At 73.8% G+C, this 21,365-nt stretch carries 16 protein-coding genes; 6 read left to right on the top strand and 10 right to left on the bottom strand.

Annotated elements, in window-relative coordinates; all coding sequences use genetic code 11:
- The first annotated feature begins 76 nt into the window (after window positions 1-76).
- Window positions 77-1,726 (top strand): ATP-binding protein, encoded by a 1,650-nt coding sequence (locus ACPPVO_RS16740; RefSeq protein ID WP_426512120.1) that lies wholly within the window; start codon window positions 77-79, stop codon window positions 1,724-1,726.
- Here the strand turns inward: ACPPVO_RS16740 and ACPPVO_RS16735 are convergent.
- The 7 genes from ACPPVO_RS16735 to ACPPVO_RS16705 all read right to left on the bottom strand — a co-directional run bounded on the left by ACPPVO_RS16735 (window position 1,714) and on the right by ACPPVO_RS16705 (window position 12,413).
- Window positions 1,714-3,513, bottom strand: coding sequence for an Hsp70 family protein (locus ACPPVO_RS16735; RefSeq protein WP_426512119.1), 1,800 nt, complete (start codon window positions 3,511-3,513; stop codon window positions 1,714-1,716). The genes ACPPVO_RS16740 and ACPPVO_RS16735 overlap by 13 nt on opposite strands.
- Window positions 3,510-5,426, bottom strand: a complete 1,917-nt coding sequence (locus ACPPVO_RS16730; protein ID WP_426512118.1) for a hypothetical protein — start codon at window positions 5,424-5,426, stop codon at window positions 3,510-3,512. The genes ACPPVO_RS16735 and ACPPVO_RS16730 overlap by 4 nt, the downstream gene beginning before the upstream one ends.
- 73 nt (window positions 5,427-5,499) lie before the next feature.
- The gene (locus ACPPVO_RS16725) at window positions 5,500-6,603 is read right to left on the bottom strand and encodes a hypothetical protein (RefSeq protein WP_426512117.1); all 1,104 of its coding nucleotides are present in this window, start codon (window positions 6,601-6,603) and stop codon (window positions 5,500-5,502) included.
- Window positions 6,600-7,691, bottom strand: coding sequence for a hypothetical protein (locus tag ACPPVO_RS16720; RefSeq protein WP_426512116.1), 1,092 nt, complete (start codon window positions 7,689-7,691; stop codon window positions 6,600-6,602). The genes ACPPVO_RS16725 and ACPPVO_RS16720 overlap by 4 nt, the downstream gene beginning before the upstream one ends.
- Window positions 7,688-9,616, bottom strand: a complete 1,929-nt coding sequence (locus ACPPVO_RS16715) for a protein kinase domain-containing protein (protein WP_426512115.1) — start codon at window positions 9,614-9,616, stop codon at window positions 7,688-7,690. Before ACPPVO_RS16715 ends, ACPPVO_RS16720 begins: the two co-directional genes overlap by 4 nt.
- On the bottom strand, window positions 9,609-11,000 hold the full coding sequence (locus ACPPVO_RS16710) for an aminotransferase class V-fold PLP-dependent enzyme (protein ID WP_426512114.1): 1,392 nt from the start codon (window positions 10,998-11,000) through the stop codon (window positions 9,609-9,611). The genes ACPPVO_RS16715 and ACPPVO_RS16710 overlap by 8 nt, the downstream gene beginning before the upstream one ends.
- A gap of 66 nt (window positions 11,001-11,066) precedes the next feature.
- The gene (locus ACPPVO_RS16705; protein ID WP_426512113.1) at window positions 11,067-12,413 is read right to left on the bottom strand and encodes a diguanylate cyclase domain-containing protein; all 1,347 of its coding nucleotides are present in this window, start codon (window positions 12,411-12,413) and stop codon (window positions 11,067-11,069) included.
- A 64-nt stretch (window positions 12,414-12,477) separates the two neighbouring features.
- Here ACPPVO_RS16705 and ACPPVO_RS16700 point away from each other — a divergent pair, with 64 nt between their 5' ends.
- Both ACPPVO_RS16700 and ACPPVO_RS16695 read left to right on the top strand, forming a co-directional pair.
- A complete protein-coding gene (locus tag ACPPVO_RS16700; RefSeq protein ID WP_426512112.1) occupies window positions 12,478-13,263 on the top strand; it encodes a DUF4097 family beta strand repeat-containing protein in 786 nt (261 codons plus the stop codon).
- A 421-nt stretch (window positions 13,264-13,684) separates the two neighbouring features.
- The gene (locus ACPPVO_RS16695) at window positions 13,685-14,647 is read left to right on the top strand and encodes an alpha/beta hydrolase (protein WP_426512111.1); all 963 of its coding nucleotides are present in this window, start codon (window positions 13,685-13,687) and stop codon (window positions 14,645-14,647) included.
- A 102-nt stretch (window positions 14,648-14,749) separates the two neighbouring features.
- Here ACPPVO_RS16695 and ACPPVO_RS16690 read toward each other — a convergent pair whose 3' ends face one another.
- Both ACPPVO_RS16690 and ACPPVO_RS16685 read right to left on the bottom strand, forming a co-directional pair.
- A complete protein-coding gene (locus ACPPVO_RS16690) occupies window positions 14,750-16,027 on the bottom strand; it encodes an EAL and HDOD domain-containing protein (RefSeq protein ID WP_426512110.1) in 1,278 nt (425 codons plus the stop codon).
- Between the two features lie 197 nt (window positions 16,028-16,224).
- The gene (locus ACPPVO_RS16685; protein WP_426512109.1) at window positions 16,225-16,644 is read right to left on the bottom strand and encodes a hypothetical protein; all 420 of its coding nucleotides are present in this window, start codon (window positions 16,642-16,644) and stop codon (window positions 16,225-16,227) included.
- 265 nt (window positions 16,645-16,909) lie between these two features.
- Here ACPPVO_RS16685 and ACPPVO_RS16680 point away from each other — a divergent pair, with 265 nt between their 5' ends.
- Complete coding sequence (locus ACPPVO_RS16680) at window positions 16,910-17,617, top strand: nicotinamide mononucleotide transporter family protein (RefSeq protein ID WP_426512108.1); 708 nt, start codon at window positions 16,910-16,912, stop codon at window positions 17,615-17,617.
- 13 nt (window positions 17,618-17,630) lie between these two features.
- Here the strand turns inward: ACPPVO_RS16680 and ACPPVO_RS16675 are convergent, their stop codons facing one another.
- Entirely contained in the window at window positions 17,631-19,118 is a 1,488-nt protein-coding gene (locus ACPPVO_RS16675; RefSeq protein ID WP_426512107.1) for a cellulase family glycosylhydrolase, read from the bottom strand.
- Window positions 19,119-19,786: 668 nt separating this feature from the next.
- Between ACPPVO_RS16675 and ACPPVO_RS16670 the strand changes: the two genes are divergently transcribed.
- On the top strand, window positions 19,787-20,248 hold the full coding sequence (locus ACPPVO_RS16670) for a hypothetical protein (protein WP_426512106.1): 462 nt from the start codon (window positions 19,787-19,789) through the stop codon (window positions 20,246-20,248).
- 82 nt (window positions 20,249-20,330) lie between these two features.
- Window positions 20,331-21,362: an alpha/beta hydrolase gene (locus ACPPVO_RS16665; protein ID WP_426512105.1), complete on the top strand. Its 1,032-nt coding sequence runs from the start codon at window positions 20,331-20,333 to the stop codon at window positions 21,360-21,362.
- The last annotated feature ends 3 nt before the right edge of the window (window positions 21,363-21,365 follow it).

Here is a 21,365-nt window from a genome sequence, read left to right as displayed (position 1 = left end):
CTTTCGGTCACGAAGAGTGCCGGCGGCGGCGTACCGTCAGCAATGGTTACGCGAAGGCCGGGAAGGTAGCCGCCACATGAGCACGCCGGAGCCCGGCCCGATCGCGGCCCGCCGGTGGCGATGGCCGCTCCGGTCGTACCTGATCGGGCTGGTCGTGCTCTTCGTGGTCGCGGCCGGGGCCGGCATCGACGCGGGCTGGGTTCAGGCCCGGCACGACGCCGTGTCCGCCGCGCGCGCCGACGCGTCGATGGCGGCGGACCTCGCGGCGCGGGAAATCCAGGAGCAGCTCGACACCGTTCGCGAAACCGTCGGCTCCCTCGCGTCGAGCCCGGGCGCGGCCCAGGTGTTCGCCGACCCGGGCACCTGCCGGCTGGCGTTCTCGCTCGGCGGTGCCGACGACGGGCACCTGGACCTCCTGCGCCCCGACGGGACCGTCGTCTGCTCGTCCCGGTCGTGGCCCGGCGCCCCGGCGGCGAACGCCTACGCCGGGGCCTCCTGGCTGCCCGGCGCGGCCCGCACGGCGCAGGCCGTGGCGCCGGTCCACGACGAGCGCACCGGACGGGCCGCCTTCCTGGTCACCGCCGTGGTCCCCGGGCTCGGGCTGGTGGCGGCGTTCGTCGACCTGGCCGCCCTCGGCGCGGCGGCGGGCCGGCTCTTCGAGGCGACCGCCGCCGCCGACCCCGCCTGGCGCGCCCTGCACGCCGACCTCAACGAGATCGTCGCGGCCGGCGACCGCGCGACCGGCCTCACCCGGCAGCTGCTGTCCTTCGCCCGGGCCGACCCCGCCCCCGAGACCCGCAGCCTGGACCTCAACACCGTCGTCACCGACCTCGACACGCTGCTGCGGCGCGCGCTCGGCGAGGACATCACCGTCGTCACCGACCTCACCGCGCAGCCGTGGCCGATCCTGGCCGACCCCGGCCGCCTCGAGCAGGTCCTGGTCAACCTCGCGGTCAACGCCCGCGACGCCATGCCCGGCGGCGGCACTCTCACCATCGAGACCGCGCCGGTCACCGTCGACGAGCACTACGCGGCCCAGCACCCGGGCATGCGAACCGGCCGGTACATGCGGCTACGGGTCAGCGACACCGGCACCGGCATGAGCCGGGCCACCCGGGAGCGGGCCTTCGAGCCCTTCTTCACCACGAAACCCAAGGGTCACGGCACCGGCCTCGGCCTCGTCACCATCTACGGCATCATCACCCAGGCCGGCGGCTACGCCCAGATCTACTCCGAGCTCGGCCACGGCACCACCATCACCGCACTGCTCCCGGCCACCGACGACCTCGCCGAACCGGACACCGCACCCGCGCCGAGCGAACGGCCGTCCGCCGGCGGGACGATCCTGCTCGTCGAGGACGACGACAGCCTCCGCGCGATCACCGAACGCATCCTGCAACGCGCCGGCTACACCGTCCTGTCGGCCGCCACCGCCGCCGAGGCCCAGCAACTCGCCGGGGCCCATCCCGGCATCGCGCTGCTCCTCACCGACGTGATGCTGCCCGACATGCACGGACCCGCCCTCGCCGCCGCCCTGCCGGCCATCCACGCCGGGCTGCCCGTGGTGTACCTGTCCGGGTACACCGAGACGATCCTCGCCACCCGCAGCACCATCCCCGCGGGCGCGACCCTGCTCACCAAGCCGGTCGGGGCCCACCAGCTCCTGCACACCGTCGCCCGCGCCCTGGACGGAACCGCCGCGCCGGCCGGCCGTCAGTGGGCGTAGCGGTCCCCCGCGTACTGCTCCAGCGACTCCTTCACGAGCTCGTCGCCGAAGCCGCTGGTGCTCGTCAGGAAGAAGACGCTGTACGGGCGGGACCAGAACCGGGCGGTGCCGTGGTCGCTGCCCAGGGCCGTGTTGCTCGCCGGGGTGCAGACGAGCCAGCGGCTGCCGCGGTACGGCCGGATGTACACCGTCGCCATCAGCGACCACGGGAACGTGGTGTCGTGGCCGCCCTTGGTCACCGTGATGCCGGTCCCGTCGATGCGCAGCGGGCGGGTGTCGCGGGCGCTCACCGCCCACTGGAACAGCTTCCAGGCCAGGCCCGCGCCGCCGCCCAGGATGAACAGCCAGCTCAGCAGCGTGAACAGGACGCCGTCGAAGAGTCCCAGCACGACCCCGGCCACGAAGAGCCCGCCGAAGCGGAGCGTGGCCCGGCCGTGGTGGCGGTACGGGTTCGGGATCAGCTTGCGCTTGTCCGGCTGCGGCGTGCCGTACGCGGGCGGCATCGGGCCCGCCATGGGGGCGGGGGCGGGCGCCGGCGGCATCTTCACCGTCACCGACTCGCGGCGGGTCGGCGGCGCGGCCTCGGGCGGGGGCGGGGGCGTCCACGGGGGTGTCGTCGCGACCGGCTCGCGCAGGGTGCCGCCGCTGGGCATGGGGACCGGGGCCGAGACCGGGGCCGCGGGCAGCGGTGTCGTGCGCGAGCGCGGCGGCGGCTCGTTGGCCTGCATCGCGAGGTACCGCAGCGCCCCCTCGGCCACGACGAGCTCCGGGTGTTCGACCCGCCGCGGCGAGCGCCCCGTCGCCTGGCCCAGCAGCGTGCCCACGAGGGGCGTGCGGGTCGCCCCGCCGACGAGGAACAGCTCGGCCCGGTCGTCCCGGCCGATCTTCGCGCGGCGCAGCACCTGCTCGGTCATCGCGACCGTGCGCTGCAGCAGGACGCGGGCGTCGCGCTCGAAGTCGCCGCGGGTCACCGACACGTCCTCGTCGATGAGCGGCACCTGGACGCGGGCCACGCGCTCGGTGCTGAGCCGCTCCTTCGCGCCGCGGCAGTCGTCCCACAGCAGCCGGGCCGACCAGCGGTCCATGCCCTCGGGCTCCATGAGCCGCGCCCACTCGTCGGGGTAGCGGTCGCCGGCCGAGCGCCCGACGCGCCGCTGCACGACCTCGTCGAGGTCCAGGCCGCCGACGTCGTCGAGGCCGGCCTTGGCCAGCTGCTGGAACTCGCGGCCGGTGCGCAGCACTGCGGTCACGTCGCAGGTGCCGGCGCCGAGGTCGTAGACGACGAGCGGGTCGCCGTCGGCGACGGTCGCGCCGGACGCGATGAGCTGGGCCGCGGCCGCCTCGGGCTCGCTGACGAGGGACGGCTGGTGCAGCCCGGCGTGCCCGGCGGCGGCGCGCAGCACGCCCTGCCGGTCGGCGGACCAGGCCGCCGGGTGGGTGAGCACCACCCGCAGCCGGTCGGTGCCGGCCAGGCGGACCGCCTCGGCGTACACCTGGGCCAGGGTCGCCCCGATCAGCTGGGCGATGTCGAACTCGTCGCCGCCGAGCAGCACCCGCCGCTCGCCGATGCGCCGCTTCGGGTTCGGCTCGTAGCGGCCGGGGTCGAGGCGGGCCGAGCGCACGGCGGCGTTGCCGGTGACGAGCGAGCGGTGCTCGTCGGCCCAGACGGCCGAGGGCAGCAGCGGGCGGCCGTCGAACTGCAGGGCGAACGGGGCCTCGCCGGGCGGCTGCAGGTACGCGACCGTGTTCGTCGTGCCGTAGTCGATACTCAGCCGGAACTCGCTCACTTGCCGCCTCCCTGGAGGGCGAAGATGACCACGGCGACGAGGGCGACCACGACGAGCGCGGCCCCGCCCACCAGCAGCAGCAGCCGCGGCGGGATGCGGGCGGCCCGCCCGGTGTCGGGCACGGCCGCGGAACGCATCACGGTGCCGCTGGAGACGGTGCGCTGGCGCAGCGTGGTGCGCCGCTCGGCGAGCAGCAGCTCGGCGCGCTCCGGCCAGATGTCGTCGAGCCCGGCGGCCAGATAGAAGTCCCGCGCCGCGAGCTGGTCGACCCGGGCCTTGCCCACAAGGCTCGGCGGGAACCGGCGAAGAGCAAAGGCCAGCGCCGGCGGTACCTCCGGTGCGTCCTCCCGCGCGAGGAACTTCAGCACGTCGTGCAGCTCGCGGCCCTGCTCGGCGCCGAGCTGCGCGCCGAACACGGCCAGCAGCAGGCGGTACCAGCGGTCCTGGGCCACGTGTGCGTCGCCGGGCAGGAACGGGATGCAGTAGATGAGGAAGTCGGTGCGCTCCAGCGCGGTGTGGGCCGCGTCGAGGGCCGTGGCGTCGAACCGGCGGGCCTCGGCCGCGCTGAGCAGCAGCTCGGTCATCTGCACGTCGGAGCCGGTGTGCCGGTTGGCCAGCTCGATGAGGTCGGCGAGCGCGATGCGGTCCAGGAGCGCCTTGACGCCGGGCGACTGCAGCGCGGGCGGCACCCCGAAGGACGCGGCCAGCTGGACCATCTCGACGATCGCGGCCGGGCCGGCGCTCGCGTTGCGGCCGTGGCCCGCCCAGGCCCGCAGGTGGTTGTCGACGAGCCCGGGGTCGAAGGCGGAGCGGCGCAGCGCCTCGCGCAGGGTCTTGCTGGCCCCGGCGCGCATCGCCCGCTGCACGACGAGCCGGGTGACGACCTGGCTCGCGCCGGGGTGGCGCGCGGCGAGCGCCCCGCCGCCCTGCCAGGCCTGGTACGCGCCCGCGAGGTCGCCGTCGTTGAGCTTGGCCGCCTCGGCCTCGATCTGGCGCTGCCCGGCCTCGGTGTGCAGCAGCTCCAGGTGCTCGGGCGCGGCCTGGCCGGAGGTGACCGCCTGCAGCAGCGTGGTCTGCAGGATGCGGCCGCCGACGAGCACGTCGCTCTGCCACTGCCGCACGTCGGCGGAGCCGGCGATGTTCCGGCCGCCGCGCAGCGGGGCGAGCTCGGCCGCGCCGCCGCGGCGCCACATGTCGGCCAGCTGCTGGGTGAAGCCGTCGACCCGGCCGCCGCCCGTGCCGGGGTAGAGCCGGTCGCGGGTGGCCGCGTAGCCGCTGCCGCCGGTGACCGCGTCCAGGAAGACCAGGCGGGGCAGGTCGGGGTCGGTGTCGTCGTCCTCGTTGGCGGCGAAGGTCAGGTCGCGCACGTCGCCGAGCACGTCGACGAGGCCGCGCACGAGGGCGGTGGCGGGCGCGCCGGGCATGACCACGGTCAGCGGGCCGGCCGGGTTGGCCAGGACCCGGTCGAGCAGCTCGTCGAAGACCGGGCCGGGGTCGGCGACCGGGCGGGCGTTGGCCGCGTCGGCGTGCTCGCGCAGGGCCGAGTAGGGCACGGCGGCGAGGCGGCCGGGCGGGTACGCGCCCGGGTCGTTGCGCCCGGCCCAGTGCGGCCAGTGCTCGAGGCCGAGGGCGAGCTGGACGTTGACGAGCTCGGCCGGGCCGATGAGGGCGTGCGCGATGGCGGCGCCGGGCCGGCCGTGGTCGTCGCGGGCCGGCACCTTGTGCAGGACCACCCCGTTGCCCTCGACGCGCAGGTAGGCCAGCGACGCGCGCTCGTTGCGGCCGGGCGCGCGGGTGATGCGCAGGGCCAGCCGCTCGTCCCACCACGCGACCGCGGACTCGGGCAGCGAGGTGGCGTCGGGGCCGACGCCGTCGTTGCCGGCGGCCGCCGAGCGGGACCGCCAGCGGAACACGATCTGGTCGATTTGCCCCGATTGAACGCGTCCCGTTGCCTGGGTCATCGGATTCCAGCCCCTTTCCGGATCGTCAATTTCCCAGAACTGCCCGGTCGAGGACGCCGGTCATGGCGAACAGGGACAGCAGCGGGCGCAGCACCCGGCGCGGGCCGAAGCCCTCGGCCGGGAAGTGCCCGTCGACGGGCGCGACGCCGGCCGCGGAGGCGTAGTGCAGGCTCACGTCGCTGACCCGGTTGACCGGCGGCAGGAAGCGCTCGGCGCCGTTGGTGGCGAGGAACTCGTACACCTCCTCGCTCTCCTCGGCGACGGTGTTCAGCCGCGCGTTGTCGTCGCGGCCGAGCCAGCGGGCGACCTCGGGCCGGCGGGCGGCGAGCAGGTCGGACTTGGCCACGACCATCGCCGCCGGGATCGGCAGGAACTGGGTGGCCTTCTCCCCCCGCACCTCGACCAGGCGGTCCATGACGGCGTTGAACGCCGGGTCGCCGTAGACGGTCGCGGGCTCGCCGAGCGCCGAGGGCAGCGCCTTCTCCGGGTCGACGACGAAGATGAGCGCGTTGACCGCGGACAGGAACGACGTGTCGAGGAACCGGTCGCCGGAGCGGCGCCGCCGCAGCTGCTCGCCGGCGACGTCGAAGAACGCGACGGCGAAGTCGCGCCGGGCGTGGGCGCTGTACACCTTGGCCACGTAGCTGAACGCGATCGGGCTGATCTGGGTCAGCGGCAGCTGCTCGCGCCGGTGGCAGAACGGCTCCACGAACCGGGTCATGTAGTTGTGCTCGATGGCCTCGTCGAGGCGCTCGACGCGCAGCCCGAGGTCGGCGAGCTCCAGGTTGTTGCGCAGCGCCTCGACCATCGCGGCCAGCAGCAGCGTCTTGCCGGCGGCGCGGTGGCCGACCAGGCCGATGACGATCGGGTCGCCGTAGTCGCCGTAGCGGTCGGGCAGGTAGTGCGTGGTGGCCATGCCGTCGCGCATGAGCGTGCAGGAGCGCTGGGCGCCCAGGCGCCGCTCGGCGAAGGCCTCCTTGGTCTCGTCGGCGCCGCGGGGGCGGAACGGCCGGTGCTGCTGGGTCTCCACGTCGACCTCGACCCGCTGCGCCTTGCTCCAGTGGATCCACTGCAGGCAGATCGGGCAGAGGACGCGGCCGAGCAGGCGGCTCGGGCTCGCGAGGTTCACTTGGACCCTCCCAGGTTGGTGACGACAAGGATGACCAGCAGGAGGGGCAGGCCCACCACCACGAGCGCGAGCACGCCCATGATGATCTTGCTGCTCAGCTCGTCGCGGCTGTACCACAGCACGTCGACGAGGCCGCGGGCGAAGCGCCAGGCGACCTGCTGGGGGGCGCCGCGCTGCTCGCGGTACTGCCGCTTCGCGTCCACGAGCCGCCGGAACTCGTCGCGGGCCGGACTGAGCGGCACGGCCGCCCGGGCGACGGCGGGCGCTGTGGCCGTGGGCTGCGGGGAGTACTGCTGCGGGATCTTGATCGTTGCGGTGGTGGCGTCGGACGGGTCGGTGCTCTGCCAGACCGGCTCGTAGCGGGCGTCCTCGACGCGCCGCAGCAGCTCGTGGGCGTCGGGGCGGTCCCGCGGGTCGTCGGCGAAGACGCCCTCGAGCAGCCCGGAGAGGGCCGAGCCGGCGAGCCGCCCGAGCTCCTCGCGCACGGCGGCGGCCGCGGCCGGCCCGCGCTGCAGGGCGATGCAGAACACGACCATGCCGGCCTGGTACACGTCGTGGGCCTCGGTCGCCAGCCGCAGCCCGTCCGGGCCCGGCGGCGGCTGCCACTGCGGGTCGAGGGCGGCCCGGGCCGGCTCCCCGACCGCGACCGTCTCGCCGAGGTTGACCAGCTGGGCGTGGGTGCCGTCCCACAGCACGAACTCCGGCATGATCGTGCCGTGGGTGAGCCCGGCCTTGGCCAGGGTCTGGATCGCCACGAGCAGGTCGCCGAAGATCGTCAGCAGCGTCTCGGGCAGCGGCGCGCCGGGCTGCCCGGCCACCGGCACGCCGCGGTACGTGCTGGTGACGTGCGGGTCCGTCCCGTTGAGCTCGAACTCGACGACCCGGCATACCTGCGCCGGGTACGAGGTGCCGGGCAGCGCGTCGAGCTGCTTGCCGGCGTGGACCTCGGCGTGGACGAGCCGCTGGGCGTCGGCGGTGCGGGCGGTGCGGCGCAGCACCCGCTCGCCGGTGTCGGTCAGGCGGCCCCACTGCAGCTCGAACTGGTCCGTGAACCGCCGGTCCGGGTCGAACTCGATGTGCACCGTCATGTGGGCAGTCGCTCCCCGTCGTCGGCGTTGATGGCGAACAAGGTGTATCCGTTGTCGACGTACAGGACACCGTCACCGGCGACCGGCGCGCGGGTGACGACGATGTCCGGCGCGGACCAGCGGGTGGTGCCGTCGTGGCGCGAGTAGGCGTGCAGCACGCCGGCGTCGACCACGTACACCAGTGTCCGGGTCGCGTGCACGCCCGGCCACACGGCGACGCCCGGCACCTTCCAGCGGATCTCTCCGTCGGGGCCGAGCGCGGTCAGCCCGCCGGGCTCGGCGACGAAGACGGCGCCGGGCACCGCGTGCGGCACCCCGTCGCCGGGCAGCCGCCAGCGTAGCGCCCCGTCGGCCGGATCGAGGCCGAGCAGCTCGCCGCCCGCGGGCTGCACCACGATCTCGGCGGTCGCGGCCGGCGCGACCCGCGGGGGCAGCCCCTTCTTGCGGAATCGGCCCACGCCGTCGTGCACGCCGAGGCCGAGCAGCTCGTCGCCGGCCCGGACCAGCACGAGGTCCCCCGCGACGGCCAGGGCTCCGGCGGGGGCGCCCAGTTCGCCGTGGGCCCAGCCGGCGGTACCGTCGCCGCGCCGCTCCCGGACCATGCGCCCCTGCACGATGGCGACCCCGCCCGGGACCGGCACCGGGCGCAGCGCCGCGGCCGCAGTGCGCCAGACCTCCTCCCCCGTGGCCGCGTCGACGGCGACGAGGTTGCGCTTGCCCGGCCCGAGCACGTGAACGTGTCCGTTCGTGTACACCGGCTCACCGTGCGCGGCGACCGGGACGCTCCACCGCTCCTCCCCGGTGCGCAGGTCGATCGCGATCGTGCGTCTCGGTGTCGCAGTGATGAGCGTCTCCCCGGCGTAGACCGGCCGGCAGCCGGGGATCGTGGGCTCCGGATGCCGCCAGCGCTCGGTGCCGTCGCCGGCCTCCAGCGCGTGGACGCCGTCGTCGGCGCTCACCACCACGGTGTCGCCCTTCGCCACGATCTCCCCGCGGGACATGGCGTGCCCGGCCCGCCAGGGACGGTTCCGGCCCAGCCGGAGCAGGCCGTCGGCGGCCTTGCGGCGGCCTTCGATCGCGGCCAGGACCGGCGCGGGCAGCCACGGGCCGGTCGGGTCCTTCAGGCCGGCGGCGAGGCGCTCGCGGACCTGGCGCGCCGTGGGCCGGTCCTCGGGGGCCGCCTCCAGGCACTTGCGCAGCGTCCAGGTCATGCCGGCCGGGACGCCGACGAGGTTGGGCGCGCTGTAGTGCACGGCGTAGAGGTACTCGGCCATGTTGGCGCCGTCGAAGGGCAGGCGGCCGGTCGCGGCGCGCACCAGGACGGCGGCGAGGGCGAACACGTCCGAGGCCGGGGTGCCGGCCTTGCCCGCGAACCGCTCGGGGGCGATGTAGCCGACCGTGCCGTGGAAGTACTGCGAGGCGGTGAGCCGCGGGGCGTCGTCCGGCCGGGCGATCCCGAAGTCGATGATCTTGATCTGGTCCTGGAGCACGAGCACGTTGCTCGGCTTGAGGTCGCGGTGCACGACCCGCGCGTTGTGGATCGCGGCCAGCCCGTCGGCGAGCGCCGCGCCGAGCCGCCGGACCAGCTCCTCGGGCAGCGCCCCGGTCAGCTCCTCCGCCTCCGCGAGGGTGATCCCGGGGAGGTACTCGGTGGCCAGCCAGGGCGGCGCCCCGGCCGGGTCGGCGTCGAGCAGCCGGGCGGTGTGCTCGGAGCGGATCTTCGCGGCCAGCTCGACCTCGCGCCGGAACCGCTCGACGAGCTCGTCGTCGTAGCCGGCGCCGAGGTGCAGCGTCTTGACCGCGGCGGCCGCCCCGGACGCGTCCCGGCCCAGGAAGACCTGGCCCATGCCGCCGGCGCCGAGCCGCCCCAGCAACTGGTACGGCCCGAGGCGGCGCGGGTCCTCACGCCGTAACGGGTCAACCACCGCTGCTCACGAGGTCCATGGTGCCTGCCTGGCGCAACTTCGTACCGTCACCGTGCCACCACATTGCGGTCCGCTCATCGAAGCGGTATTCCCGTCGTACCTGCGGACCGTACTCGGCGACGAGGTGAACCGCGTCGACGATGTACCGGAACTGGTCCTCGGAGAGGTAGTACGCGAAGCTCACCCGCGCCCACCCCGGCTTCACCCCGAGCCACCCGGCGACCGCCTGCCCGGCGAGCCGCTCCGCCTCGCGCGGGCCGATGCCGAGCAGGTCGTGGCCGTACGGGCCGGCGCACGAGCAGCCGCCGCGCGCCTGGACCCCGAACAGGTCGCTGAGCAGGGTGACGACGAGGTTGTGGTGCAGCCCGGGCACGGTGAACGACACGATCGGCAGCCGGTCCGGCCCCGCGTCGCCCAGGATCCGCAGCGCCGGGTCGCGGGACCACGACTCGAGCGCCCGGCGCACGTAGTCGTCCTCGCGGCGGCGGATCACGCCGAGGCCGACGGTGCGGTGCAGGTTCATGACCAGGCCGGCCCGGATCGACTCGATGATCGCGGGGGTGCCGCCCTCCTCGCGGTGCGCGGGGTCGTCGATGTAGTGCCGGCCGCCGGGGTGCACGTAGACCACCGTGCCGCCGCCCGGGACCGTCGGGACCGGGTTGCGCAGCAGGTCCTTGCGCACGACGAGCACGCCGGGGGTGCCCGGGCCGCCGGGGAACTTGTGCGGGGACAGGAAGACGGCGTCGTGGCGGGCGGCGCCGATCTCGACGTGCGGCCCGGCGGCGGCGTAGTCCCAGCAGGCGATCGCCCCGTGCCGGTGCAGCAGCTCGGTGACCCGCTCGACATCGGCCTTCCGGCCGGTGACGTTAGACCCCGCCGAGAACGCGCCCACGATGCCGCGCCCCCGGTTGCGGTGCAGGACCTCCTCGAGCGCCTCCGGATCGACGCGGATCACCTCGGCCCCGGACTCGCGCCACAGCAGCTCGTTGGAGTGGTGCTCGTAGGGCCCGACGAGCACCAGCGGCCGTTGCCGGCTCTGCGCGAGGATGCGCACGAGCTTGTCGATCGCGGCGGTCGAGCCGGACCCGGTGAAGATCACGACCTGGTCGTCGCCGGCCCCGACCGCCGCGTGGACGGCCCGGCGCGCCAGCTCGCGCAGCTCGGTGGTCCGCCGCCCGGTGGCGCTCGCCTCCGTGTGCGTGTTGGCGTACCACGGCATGACGTGCTCGCGGATGTGGTCCTCGACGAACCCGAGCACCCGCCCGGAGGCGGTGTGGTCGGCGTAGACGAGCGGCCGGACCCCGAACGGCCCGGGGACGCCGATCCCGTCCCCGATGACGGACTCCCTGATCTGCCGCACGACCGGCGGCTCTTCCAGCACCATGACGGCTCCCCTGCGGATGCGTGTGACCGAGGCCACGCACGCAGGGGACCGGCCGGCCGCCTCGCGTCAGGAAGCCGACTGCGGGGCCGCCCCGGCGAAGGCCGCATCGCGGAGGTCGTCGCTGAAGGCGATGTGCCCCGGGCGCTGTTTGGCCCGGTACATGGCCTCGTCGGCCAGCTGCACCAGGCGCGCCGGGTCGATCGCGGCCTCCTCCGGGGACTCGACCACCGTCACGCCGATCGACGTCGTCACCGCGACCTTCTCGCCCGAGGACAGGACCACCGGCTCGGCCACCGCGTCGAGGATGCGCCCCAGCACCGCCGGGACGCGCCCGCCCGACACGAGCTGCTCCAGCAGGACCACGAACTCGTCGCCGCCCACGCGGGCCACGAAGTCCGTCCCGCGCACCGTCGTGGTGAGCCGGTGCGCGATCGCCACGAGGAGTTCGTCGCCCGCGGCGTGGCCGTAGCGGTCGTTCACCGGCTTGAAGCCGTTGAGGTCGAGGAAGAGCACCGCCATCGGCCCCCCGCCGCGGTGCACGCGGCCCGCGGCGTCGTGGATGCGGTTCACCAGGCGGCGGCGGTTGGCCAGGCCGGTCAGCGGGTCGTGGGAGGCCGCGTGCTCCTGGAGGCGCTGCTCGGTGACGTCGCGGTTGACGTACACGAAACCCTCCCCCGTCCCGTCGGGCCCGGCGAGCGTGGAGACCGACGACAGCACGGTGAGCGGGGCCCCGTCGAAGCGCCGCTCACGCAGCTCGCCGCTCCAGCGGCCGTGCGCGGCCAGGTCGTCGAGCACCCGGCGGGGGCCGACGTCGACGTCGTCGTCGGTCGAGCAGGCGGTGGCCAGCAGGGCGAAGAGGTCGCAGCCGATCGCCTCGCCGGCCGGGTACCCGTAGAGCCGCTCCGCCCCCGCGTTCCACGAGTCGATCACGTTGTCCGGGGTGCAGGAGATCACGGCGTCGGAGATGGCGTCGAGGAGGTGGCTCTGGCGGCGGGCGTCGTCGAGCAGGGCCAGCGCCGCCCCGAGGGCCCGGCCGTGCTCCAGGGCGGCCGAGGCCACGGCGGCGACCGCCTGCACGAGCTCGGCCTCGTCGCCGTCGAGCGGCCCGGCGATTTCGAGCGTGCCGACCGTGCGGCCGTACAGCGTGAGCGGCGTGACCGAGGCGCGGTCCGGCGACGGCGCGGCCACGGCGCCTTCCGGCGACGGCGCGGCCACGGCGCCTTCCGGCGACGGGGACGAGGCTTCTTCCGGCGGCGCGGCGGGGGTCGGGTGCAGCGACACCGACACCGACACGGTGCGGCCCGGCAGCTCGGGCTCGAGCACCGACGTGAGGTACTGCAGCATCCGCTCCTCGTCGGGTGCGGCGCCGAGCAGACGCGCACCGACGGCGGCGACGACACCGAACCGGGACACGAACCTCTATCGGCAAGGAACCGCCCGATCTGAACCAATGTACGATGGCGCCATCATGGCGCCAATGAGAACTTTCGCCACCGCCGGCCCGGTCGCGGTGACCGTGGTGCTCGACACCGGCCGGGTGCGCGTGGTCGCGTCCGACCGGTCCGACACCGTGGTCGCGGTGCTGCCCGCCGGCCCGAGCGCGTCGGCGGTGAACGCGGCCGAGCAGACGACCGTCGACCACGCCGCGGGCGCGCTCACGGTGAAGGCGCCGCACCGGGCGATCCTGCGTCCGGGCGGCGGCATCGACGTGGTGCTGGAGGTGCCGCGGGGCTCGAGCCTGGAGGTGCGGACCGTCCGGGCCGACATCCGCACCGAGGGCGAGCTGGGCGCCTGCCGGTTCAGTACCGTCTCCGGACCGATCCACCTCGAGCACGTCGGCGCGCTGAAGGTCTCGACGTCCGGCTCCGACGTGGTGGCCGGCCGCGTCGACGGGGTCGCCGACGTGCAGGGCGCGACGTCGAGCGTGCGCCTGCAGGACTGCGCGGCCGACGTCGAGGTGGCCACCGCGAACGGCGGCATCACGGTACTGCGCGCGGCGGGCGACGTGAGCGCCAAGACCGCGAACGGCTCGATCCGGATCGGCGAGGTGGCCCGGGGCCAGGTCCACGTGAGCACGGCGCGCGGCTCGATCGAGGTGGGCATAGCAGCGGGCACGGCCGCACACGTCGACGCCCGCTCCACCCTGGGCAGCGTGCACAACCTGCTCGAGGTACGCGACGGGCCCGAGGGTTTCGCCGAGCGCGTGTCGGTCTATGCGCGCACCTGGTACGGCCAGATAACGCTGCAACGCGCGATGCCCTGAGTGTTTCCAGCTCGCGGTGGGGCCCTCCATCTTCGGCGGCGCGCTCGGGCATCGAACAGGCGCGCCCCCGCTTCACCGCACATCGTTCATCCGTAACGCGATCAGATCGCGCTCAAAGTCCGCGACGGGCCGGAGCGGTTCGCCGGGGACGTGTCCGCTCATGCGCGCATCACGCCCCGCCGGGCGATGCCCGGACGATCCAGGCGGCGACCTGGGTGCGCGATGCGAGGCCGAGCCGGCGCCTGCTACTTCGTCAACACCGCGACGACGATCCTGTCGATCGACCTGATGCCTGAACCGGCTTTCACACCGCGAGATGTCCGGCGGCCCCGTCACTCGCTTTTCACTCGCGGCGGCCGGATAAGGAACGCCCGCCGGGCATCCTCCCCCTTCAACCGTTGCCGAGGCATCAGGAGGGGTCATGCCGGTGTACGACCGAACGACGATTCCGCCGACGGTGGGGCGGGGCAGACTCGACCCGGAGCTGGCCGCGTGGCTGCCGTCCGGTCCCACGCTCGGCGCCGACGTGCCGGTCGCCCAGGGCCGCCGCGACCACGCCGTGCTCGGCGAGGGGCCCTGGCCGCCGATCGGCACCGTCGAGACGCTCGTGCTGCCCGGGCCGCACGGGTCGCTCACCGTCCGCCGGCACACGCCGACGCGGCCGGCCAGCGACCCGATCGGCGCCCTCGTCTACGTCCACGGCGGCGGCTTCACCTACGGCACGCTGGACGAGTTCGAGACGGCGATGCGGGTCATCGCCGAGCGGGCCGGGATCGCCACGTACGTCGTGGACTACCAGCTGGCGCCCGAGGCGAAGTACCCGGTGCAGATCGAGGAGATCGAGTACACGGTGCGCTGGCTCTTCGACAACGCGGCCGCGCAGGGGGTCGATCCGGCGAAGATCGCGCTGGGTGGCGACTCGGCCGGCGGCAACATGACGTGCGTCGTCGCGCTGAAGCTGCGCGACGAGGGCGGGCCGCGGCTGGCGCTGCAGGTGCCGCTGTTCCCGGAGGCGGCCTTCCCCGGCGACACCACCGCCGGCAGCGAGAACCGCAGCGGGCTGTACCTGGAGACGAACGGGATCTACGAGATGGTCCGCAACCTGCTCAAGAACACCGACGACGCCCGCGACCCGTACGTCACGCCGATGTACGCGCCCTCGCACGCCGACCTGCCGGACACGATCCTGGTCACGAACGGCTTCGACCCGCTGCGCGACGTCGGCCACGCCTACGCCCGCAAGCTCGCCGCGGCCGGCAACAACGTCACCTACGTGCACAACCCCGACCTCACGCACGGGTTCCCGCAGTTCACGCGGTACTCCGGCGCCTGCCACCGGGCCACCGAGGAGCTCGCCGACCTCATCAAGGCCCGCATCGGGTGAGCCGGGGCCCTACGCTTCCCGATCGTGTCGCACACGTGGGAGCAGCGGGTCGTCCCGGTGGACCGCCTCACGACCCGGCCGGCCGCTGCCGTAGCGCCCGCCTCAGCCGGCCAGGGCGTGCAGCCGCTGCTCGGCGCGGTCCGGGATCTCCGTGGCCAGCTCGCTCATGATGCCGTTCGTCCAGCGCAGGGCCGATAGGTACGCGGCGACGATCGCGCCCGGCTCGCCGTGGTCGTTGTACGGGTCCGGGTCGGTGTAGGCGCGCGCGGCGACCAGGATCGCGCCCAGCGGGCCCGCGCCCGAGCGGAGGGCGTCGCGCAGCTGCGGGGCCAGCGGCAGGCCGGCGACGACCTCGTCGATCGACCGCGCGAAGTGGTCGGCCACGGCCGAGAGCAGGCCGCCCAGGTACGCCGCGTCGCCCTGGCCCTCCGCGCCCGGGAAGTCCGGCGAGGCGGCCAGCAGCTGGCACAGCCGGGCGCGGACCAGCATGCGCGCCAGCTGCTCGTGGTCGGCGGTCGTCAGGTCGGAGACGAGCATGAGCGTGACCCACTGGCGCAGGCGGTTGAGGCCTATCGCGACGATCGCCTCGCGCACCGACGTCACCGTGCGGGTCAGGCCGAACGTCGCCGCGTTCGTGGCGCGCAGCACGCGCATGCTCAGCCCGGCGTCCTGGCCCACGAGCGACACGACCTCGTCCAGGTCGACGTCGTCGGCGGCGAGCGCGGCCAGCACCCGCAGCCGGGCCAGGCGGCCCGGGGTGAGCGCGATGGTCGTGTCGACGTGCGGCCGGCCGAGGATGTGGCCCTGGAAGAGGTCGAACCCGAGCTCGAAGGCGAGCCGCAGGGACTCCGGGCTCTCCAGGCGCACGGCGACGAGCTGGAGGTGGGCGTACCGCCGGCAGAGCTCCACGCACGCGCGCACCCCGGCCTCGTCGGCCGCCAGCATGTCGATCTTCACGTAGCTGACCAGGGGGAGCAGGACCTCGCGGGGCCCGCCGTAGACGAAGTTGTCTATGGCGAGCGTGAAGCCGCGCTCGGACAGCACGGTCAGCCCGGCCACGAGCGGGTCGTCGACCTCGACGCCGGCCTGGACCTCGAGCACGGCCTGGCTGTAGTCGAAGGGCAGCGGCGTCGTCCCGGTCAGGAACGCCTTGGTGACGTTGAGGAAGCACACCTTGCCGCCGGTGAGCTCGTCCAGGCCGAACTCCGTGAACGCGGCCACGAGCACGCGCGCGGTCGCGTGGTCGTCGGTGCGCGCGGCGGTCGAGGCGTCGGTGCCGGCCCGGAAGAGCAGCTCGTACGCGACGACGGCCCCGTCGCGGTCGTAGATCGGCTGCCGGCCGACGTGTGCCGTCGTGAACATCTCCGTGCTGGGTTCCACCCGTCGATTGTCAGGCGAGCGGGCCGGCAATGCGACCAAACCGGCAAATCGGTAGTAAATGCCGGTGGCCCTGAACCGACCGAACCGGACGGGCCACCGGCGGCTCCGATCTCGCGATCCCCGCCGGCCGGACATCGAGGCGGGCAAGGTACACACGCGGGCCGCCGTGCCGGGGTCAGGGGGCTGACCGGACTCCGCTAAAGCCGCGTTCCATCCCGTTCCATCCGGCGCCGGGCCACCGCCGCGGCCGCGACCAGGCACACGCCGAGCGGCACCGCGAGCAGTCCGGCCCCGGCGATCCCGGCGACGTCGAGCCCGCCGGCCGGGGTCACGCGCAGGATCGCGCCGTCGTCGGCGATGTACAGGTTGCCCGCGCGGTCCACGGCCAGGCCGGCCGGGGAGGCGAGCGCCGGGCCGGGCACCGGGGCGCCGGCCGATCCGTTGCCGGCCACGATCCGCGGGCGCCCGCCCGGCGTGATGCTCGCGACACGGTGACGCGCGTCGCTGACGTACACCGTGCCGTCGCCGCCGACCGCGACCCCTTCGGGCCGGTCGAGCCCCGCCTCCGGGCCGCCGGCCACGACCGTCACGGTGCCGTCGGGTGCGATGTGCACCACCCGGTCGCCGCCCGGATCGGCCCCGACCAGGCCTCCGCCGGCGTCCGCGGCCAGTTGGGCGAGGCCGGCGGTGCCGGCGAACCGCGTGATGGTGTCGGGCCGGCCCGCGGCCGCGGCCGGGGCGGCGAGTGGCGTGGCGAGGACGGGCAGGACGATCGCGGCGGCGAGGCGCGGATATCACACACCCACAAAACGCATAATTCGGGAAAAGGGTTACCGGTCACGGGGTTACCGATGGCAACGCAGAAGTTGTACCGTCCGGCTGGTGCACTGGATCAGCCGCTTCTACGACGCGCACTGGCAGGTCACCGCCGGGCAGTCGATCAGCTACCGGGAGATCGTGGGCAACGCCTTCGGGCTCGCGTCCGCGCTCTTCGGGCTGCGCCGCAGCGTGTGGGCGTGGCCCGTGGGGATCGTCGGCAACGTGCTGCTGTTCACCGTCTTCGTCGGCACGGCGGCCGGGGCGGAGCAGGCGACGACGCCGCTGTACGGCCAGGCCGCGCGCCAGGTCTTCTTCGTGGTCACCAGCGTGTACGGCTGGTGGCGCTGGCGGCAGTCGCGGCACTCGGGCGGCGGGCCCGCGGTACACCCGCGATGGGCATCGGCCGGGGAACGGCTCGTGCTCGTGGCCGGCGCGGCGGTCGCCGTGGTCGCGTGCTTCTACGTGTTCCGGGCCGTCGGGGCGGGCTTCCCCGTGCCGTGGTGGTACTACCTCGCCGACTCCTGGATCTTCGTCGGCTCGATCGCGGCGACGTACGCGATGGCCCGCGGCTGGGTCGACTTCTGGCTGTGCTGGATCGCCGTCGATATCGTCGGGGTGCCGGAGCTGCTGCACTTCCGCTACTACCCGTCGGCGGTGCTGTACGCCGTCTACGCGGGCTTCGTGATCTGGGGCTTCCTCGTCTGGCTGCGCATCTCGCGCCGCGAGCGGCCCCAGCGCCGGTCGGTGGAGCCGGCGCTGGGGACCGCCTGATCGCGGTGGAGGGTCAGCCGGTCGGGAAGTTGTCCGCGGTGCGGATGCGGTTGCGCAGGTACGTGCCCGACTCGCTCAGCGAGTTCGCGTTGGTGTACGAGCCGGCCGCGCACGTGCCCGGCTTGAACGCCGCGCTGCTCTCGTTCGCGTCGGAGTACGTCCAGTTCGCGTAGCTGATCTTGTTCTGGTCGAGCAGGTCGAGCCAGGCGGTGGTGCTGGCCAGGTCGAGCGCGCCGCCGCCGGTGGCGCTGACGGTGCCGAACTCGGTGACGAACAACGGCAGCAGCTTCGCGGCCCGGGCCACGGTGGACCGGTAGTTGTCCTTGTGCGAGGCCGCGTAGAAGTGGAACGTGTACATGATGTTCGTGGCGTTGACCGGGTTGTTCACGATCTCGGTCTCGCTCGAGCCGTCCGACACGCCCAGCGAGGACCAGCCGCGGGTGCCGACGATGACCACCGCGTCCGGGTCGGCCGCCCGGATCACCGGGATGACCTGCTCGGCGTAGCTCTTGATGCCCTGCCAGCTCACGCCGTTGGGCTCGTTGGCGATCTCGTAGATGACGTTCTTCTTGTTCGCGTTGCGCTGGGCCACGGAGGCGAAGAAGGTCTTGGCCCGGTCGAGGTTGTAGTTCGGGTCGCCCGGGGTCAGGGTGTGGAAGTCGATGATCGCGTACATGCCGCGCGCCTCGGCCAGGTCCACATAGTTGTTGACCTGGGCGGTGAAGCCCGACGGGTTCGTCTCGTAGCCCTGCTCCTGCACGTACATGGCGATGCGCAGCAGGTCGGCCTTCCAGTCGTTGGCGAGCGCGTCCAGCGAGGAGCCGTTGATGCACGACGCGAACCACTGGATGCCGTGCGTGCTCATGCCGCGCAGCTGGATGGCCTTGTTGTACTGGTTGCACAGATTCACGCCGCACACGTGCAGCTGCCCGTTGATGGCCAGCGGCGTGGTGCCCGTCGGGGTGCTCTGGCTCGGCGACGGGCTGGTGCTCGGCGATCGCGACGCCGACGGGCTCGTGCTGGGCGACCTGGACGGGCTCGGGGACTGCGTCGTCGGCGTCGGGGTGCTGACCGAGCCGGTGCAGGTGACACCGTTGAGCGTGAACGAGGCCGGGTTCGGGTTGGAGCCGGTCCACGTACCGTTGAACCCGATGCTCGTCGAGGCTCCGCTGGCGAGGCTTCCGTTGTAGTCGAGGCTCTTGGCGGTGACGGCCGAGCCGCTCTGGGAGTACGTCGCGGACCAGCCCTGGCCGACCTTCTGCCCGGCGTCGGCGAACGTCCAGCCGAGGGTCCAGGAGCTGATCGGGTCGCCCAGGTTGGTGATGCCGACGTTGGCGGTGAAGCCGCCGGGCCACTGGTTGGTGGTGTACGTGACGCGGCAGCCGGCGGCGGCCGAAGCGTTCATCATCGGCGACAGGATCAGGCCGCCGGCCACGAGGGCCCCGACGGCGCCGGCCACCCCGAGGGTGCGGCCGCGCGGCAGGCGTTTGAGCAGGCTCATGTGGATGTTCCTCCGGGTACGGGGTCGCCGGACGGCTGGCTCGCCCGGGACCGGGATCGTCACGCGCCGCCGTCGACCCACCCAAATACGACGCCCGTCGATGCCCGGTTGAACGGGCCCTGACCTGCGGCTTAATCAAGCACACAGACTGAAATATTCACATCTAAGCGCTTCGACAAATAGCGGTAAAGCCGGGCATAAATGAGGGCCGGATCGATACCCGCGGAAGGCCGGTGCGGTCCGCGGAGGCCTGGAGCCGAACGAACCCGGCCCATCGCCCCGGGACGGTGACCACGGTGAGGAAGGATTCGGTGCGGTCCGTGGAGGCCCGGAGTAGAACGAACCCGGCCCCTTCCGCCCCGGACGGCGACCCACGTGTGGGAGGGGGTTTGGGTGGAGCGGAGCTCCCCCAATGCGGAGCGCAGCGCGAAACACAGCGGGTTTGGGTGGAGCGGAGCTCCCCCAACGGGGAGCGCAGCGCGAAACACAGCGGGTTTGGGTGGAGCGGAGCTCCCCCAACGGGGAGCGCAGCGCGAAACACAGCGGGTTTGGGTGGAGCGGAGTTCCCCCAGTGGGGAGCGACCGAAGGGAGCGCGAAACACAGCACCCGGAATGCGGCGTCCGAACGGCGGTGCAATGCCGGATGCGCGCCTGCACACAATGACGCCGTGCCCGAACCCGAACTCGCCGTCCTCCGCGACTCCATCCACCGCCGGGGGACGATCGACGTCACCGGCGCGGCCGCGGTCGTCGAGGAGTACCTCGGCGGCGTCCTGCACGACGCGGGCGCGCCCGGCAACGACGCCGCCCGCCGCTGGGCCCGCGACCGCCTGCGCCTGTTCATGGTGGTCAGCTGGGGCAACTGGTTCGGCGTGCTGGAGCGGCTGCCGCGGGAGTACCCGACGCTGCGCGCCGAGTGGCGCGAACTGCTCGGCGCCCCGTCCCGCTACGGCCCGGAGTACCTCGTGGCGTGGTGGTGGCACCTGCAGCCGACGATGTTCCAGCCCCTGGTCGCGACCCAGCTGCGCGAGATGAGCGCCCCCCTGCGCGACGGCGTGGCGAACATCCTCAAGGACGGCGGCGACTTCGAGGGCCGCCTCGTCGACTGGGCCTCCTTCGGCGCCGCCTGACCGCGGCCCGGCGGGCGATTGACCCGCGCGGTCATCCCGGCCACGGGTACCTTCGGGGCGGAGACCACACCGGAGGTACCGCATGCTGCCCTGGTCCGCGCCGCTCGCCGGCCGCTTCGAGGAGCTCGTCGTCGACAGCGCCGTCCTGCGCGGCAACGCGCTCGGGGACCCGCACGAGCGGCCGATCCAGGTGTACCTCCCGCCGGGCTACGACGAGGACGAGTCGCGGCGCTACCCGGCGATCTACGTCGCGCAGGGGTACACCGGGCACATCGCCATGTGGTGGAACCGCGTCCCGTTCCGGCAGCCGTACCCGGAGCTCGCCGACGCGATGTTCGCCCGCGGCGAGGCGCCGCCGGCGATCGTGGTGCTCTTCGACGCGTGGACGTCCCTCGGCGGGAGCCAGTTCCTGGACTCGCCGGCGACCGGGAGGTACCACACCTATCTCTGCGACGAGGTCGTGCCGTTCGTGGACGAGCGCTTCCGCACCCTCGCCGCGCGCGAGCACCGGGGCATCAGCGGCAAGTCCAGCGGCGGCTACGGCGCGATGGTGACCGCCATGCTGCGCCCCGACGTGTTCGGCGCGCTGGCCACCCACGCCGGCGACGCGCTCTTCGACGTCTGCCACCGCGCCGACTTCCCCCGCCGCGCACGCCAGCTGCGCGACCACTTCGGCGGCTCCTACAAGCGGTTCCTGGCCGAGTTCCGCAAGCGCACCACCCCGCGCGACGGCGACATCGAGCTGCTGGAGATGTACGCGTACGCCGCCGCCTACTCCGCCGACGACGACGGCACCGTCCACCTGCCGTTCGACGCCAACGGCGCGGTGATCCCGGACGTGTGGCAGCGCTGGCTCGACCGCGACCCCGTCGTCATGGCCGGCCAGGAGCGCTACGCCGAGGCCCTGCGCTCCCTGCGCGGCGTCTGGATCGACGCCGGCAAGCGCGACGAGTACTACCTCGACCTCGGCGCGTCCGCGTTCCTCGACAAGGTCCTGGCCGCGGGCGTCAAACCGCCGCAGCTGTACTTCGAGCTCTTCGACGCCGGCCACGGAGGGATCGAGTACCGCTACCCGCTCGCCCTCGCCTGGCTCAGCGAGCGCCTCACGCCGTAGCCC

The sequence above is a fragment of the Dactylosporangium sp. McL0621 genome, from assembly GCF_049995355.1.
Taxonomy (GTDB): domain Bacteria; phylum Actinomycetota; class Actinomycetes; order Mycobacteriales; family Micromonosporaceae; genus Dactylosporangium.
Note: the sequence above shows the minus strand (reverse complement) of the source record. Positions and strands in the feature narration are given on the sequence as shown.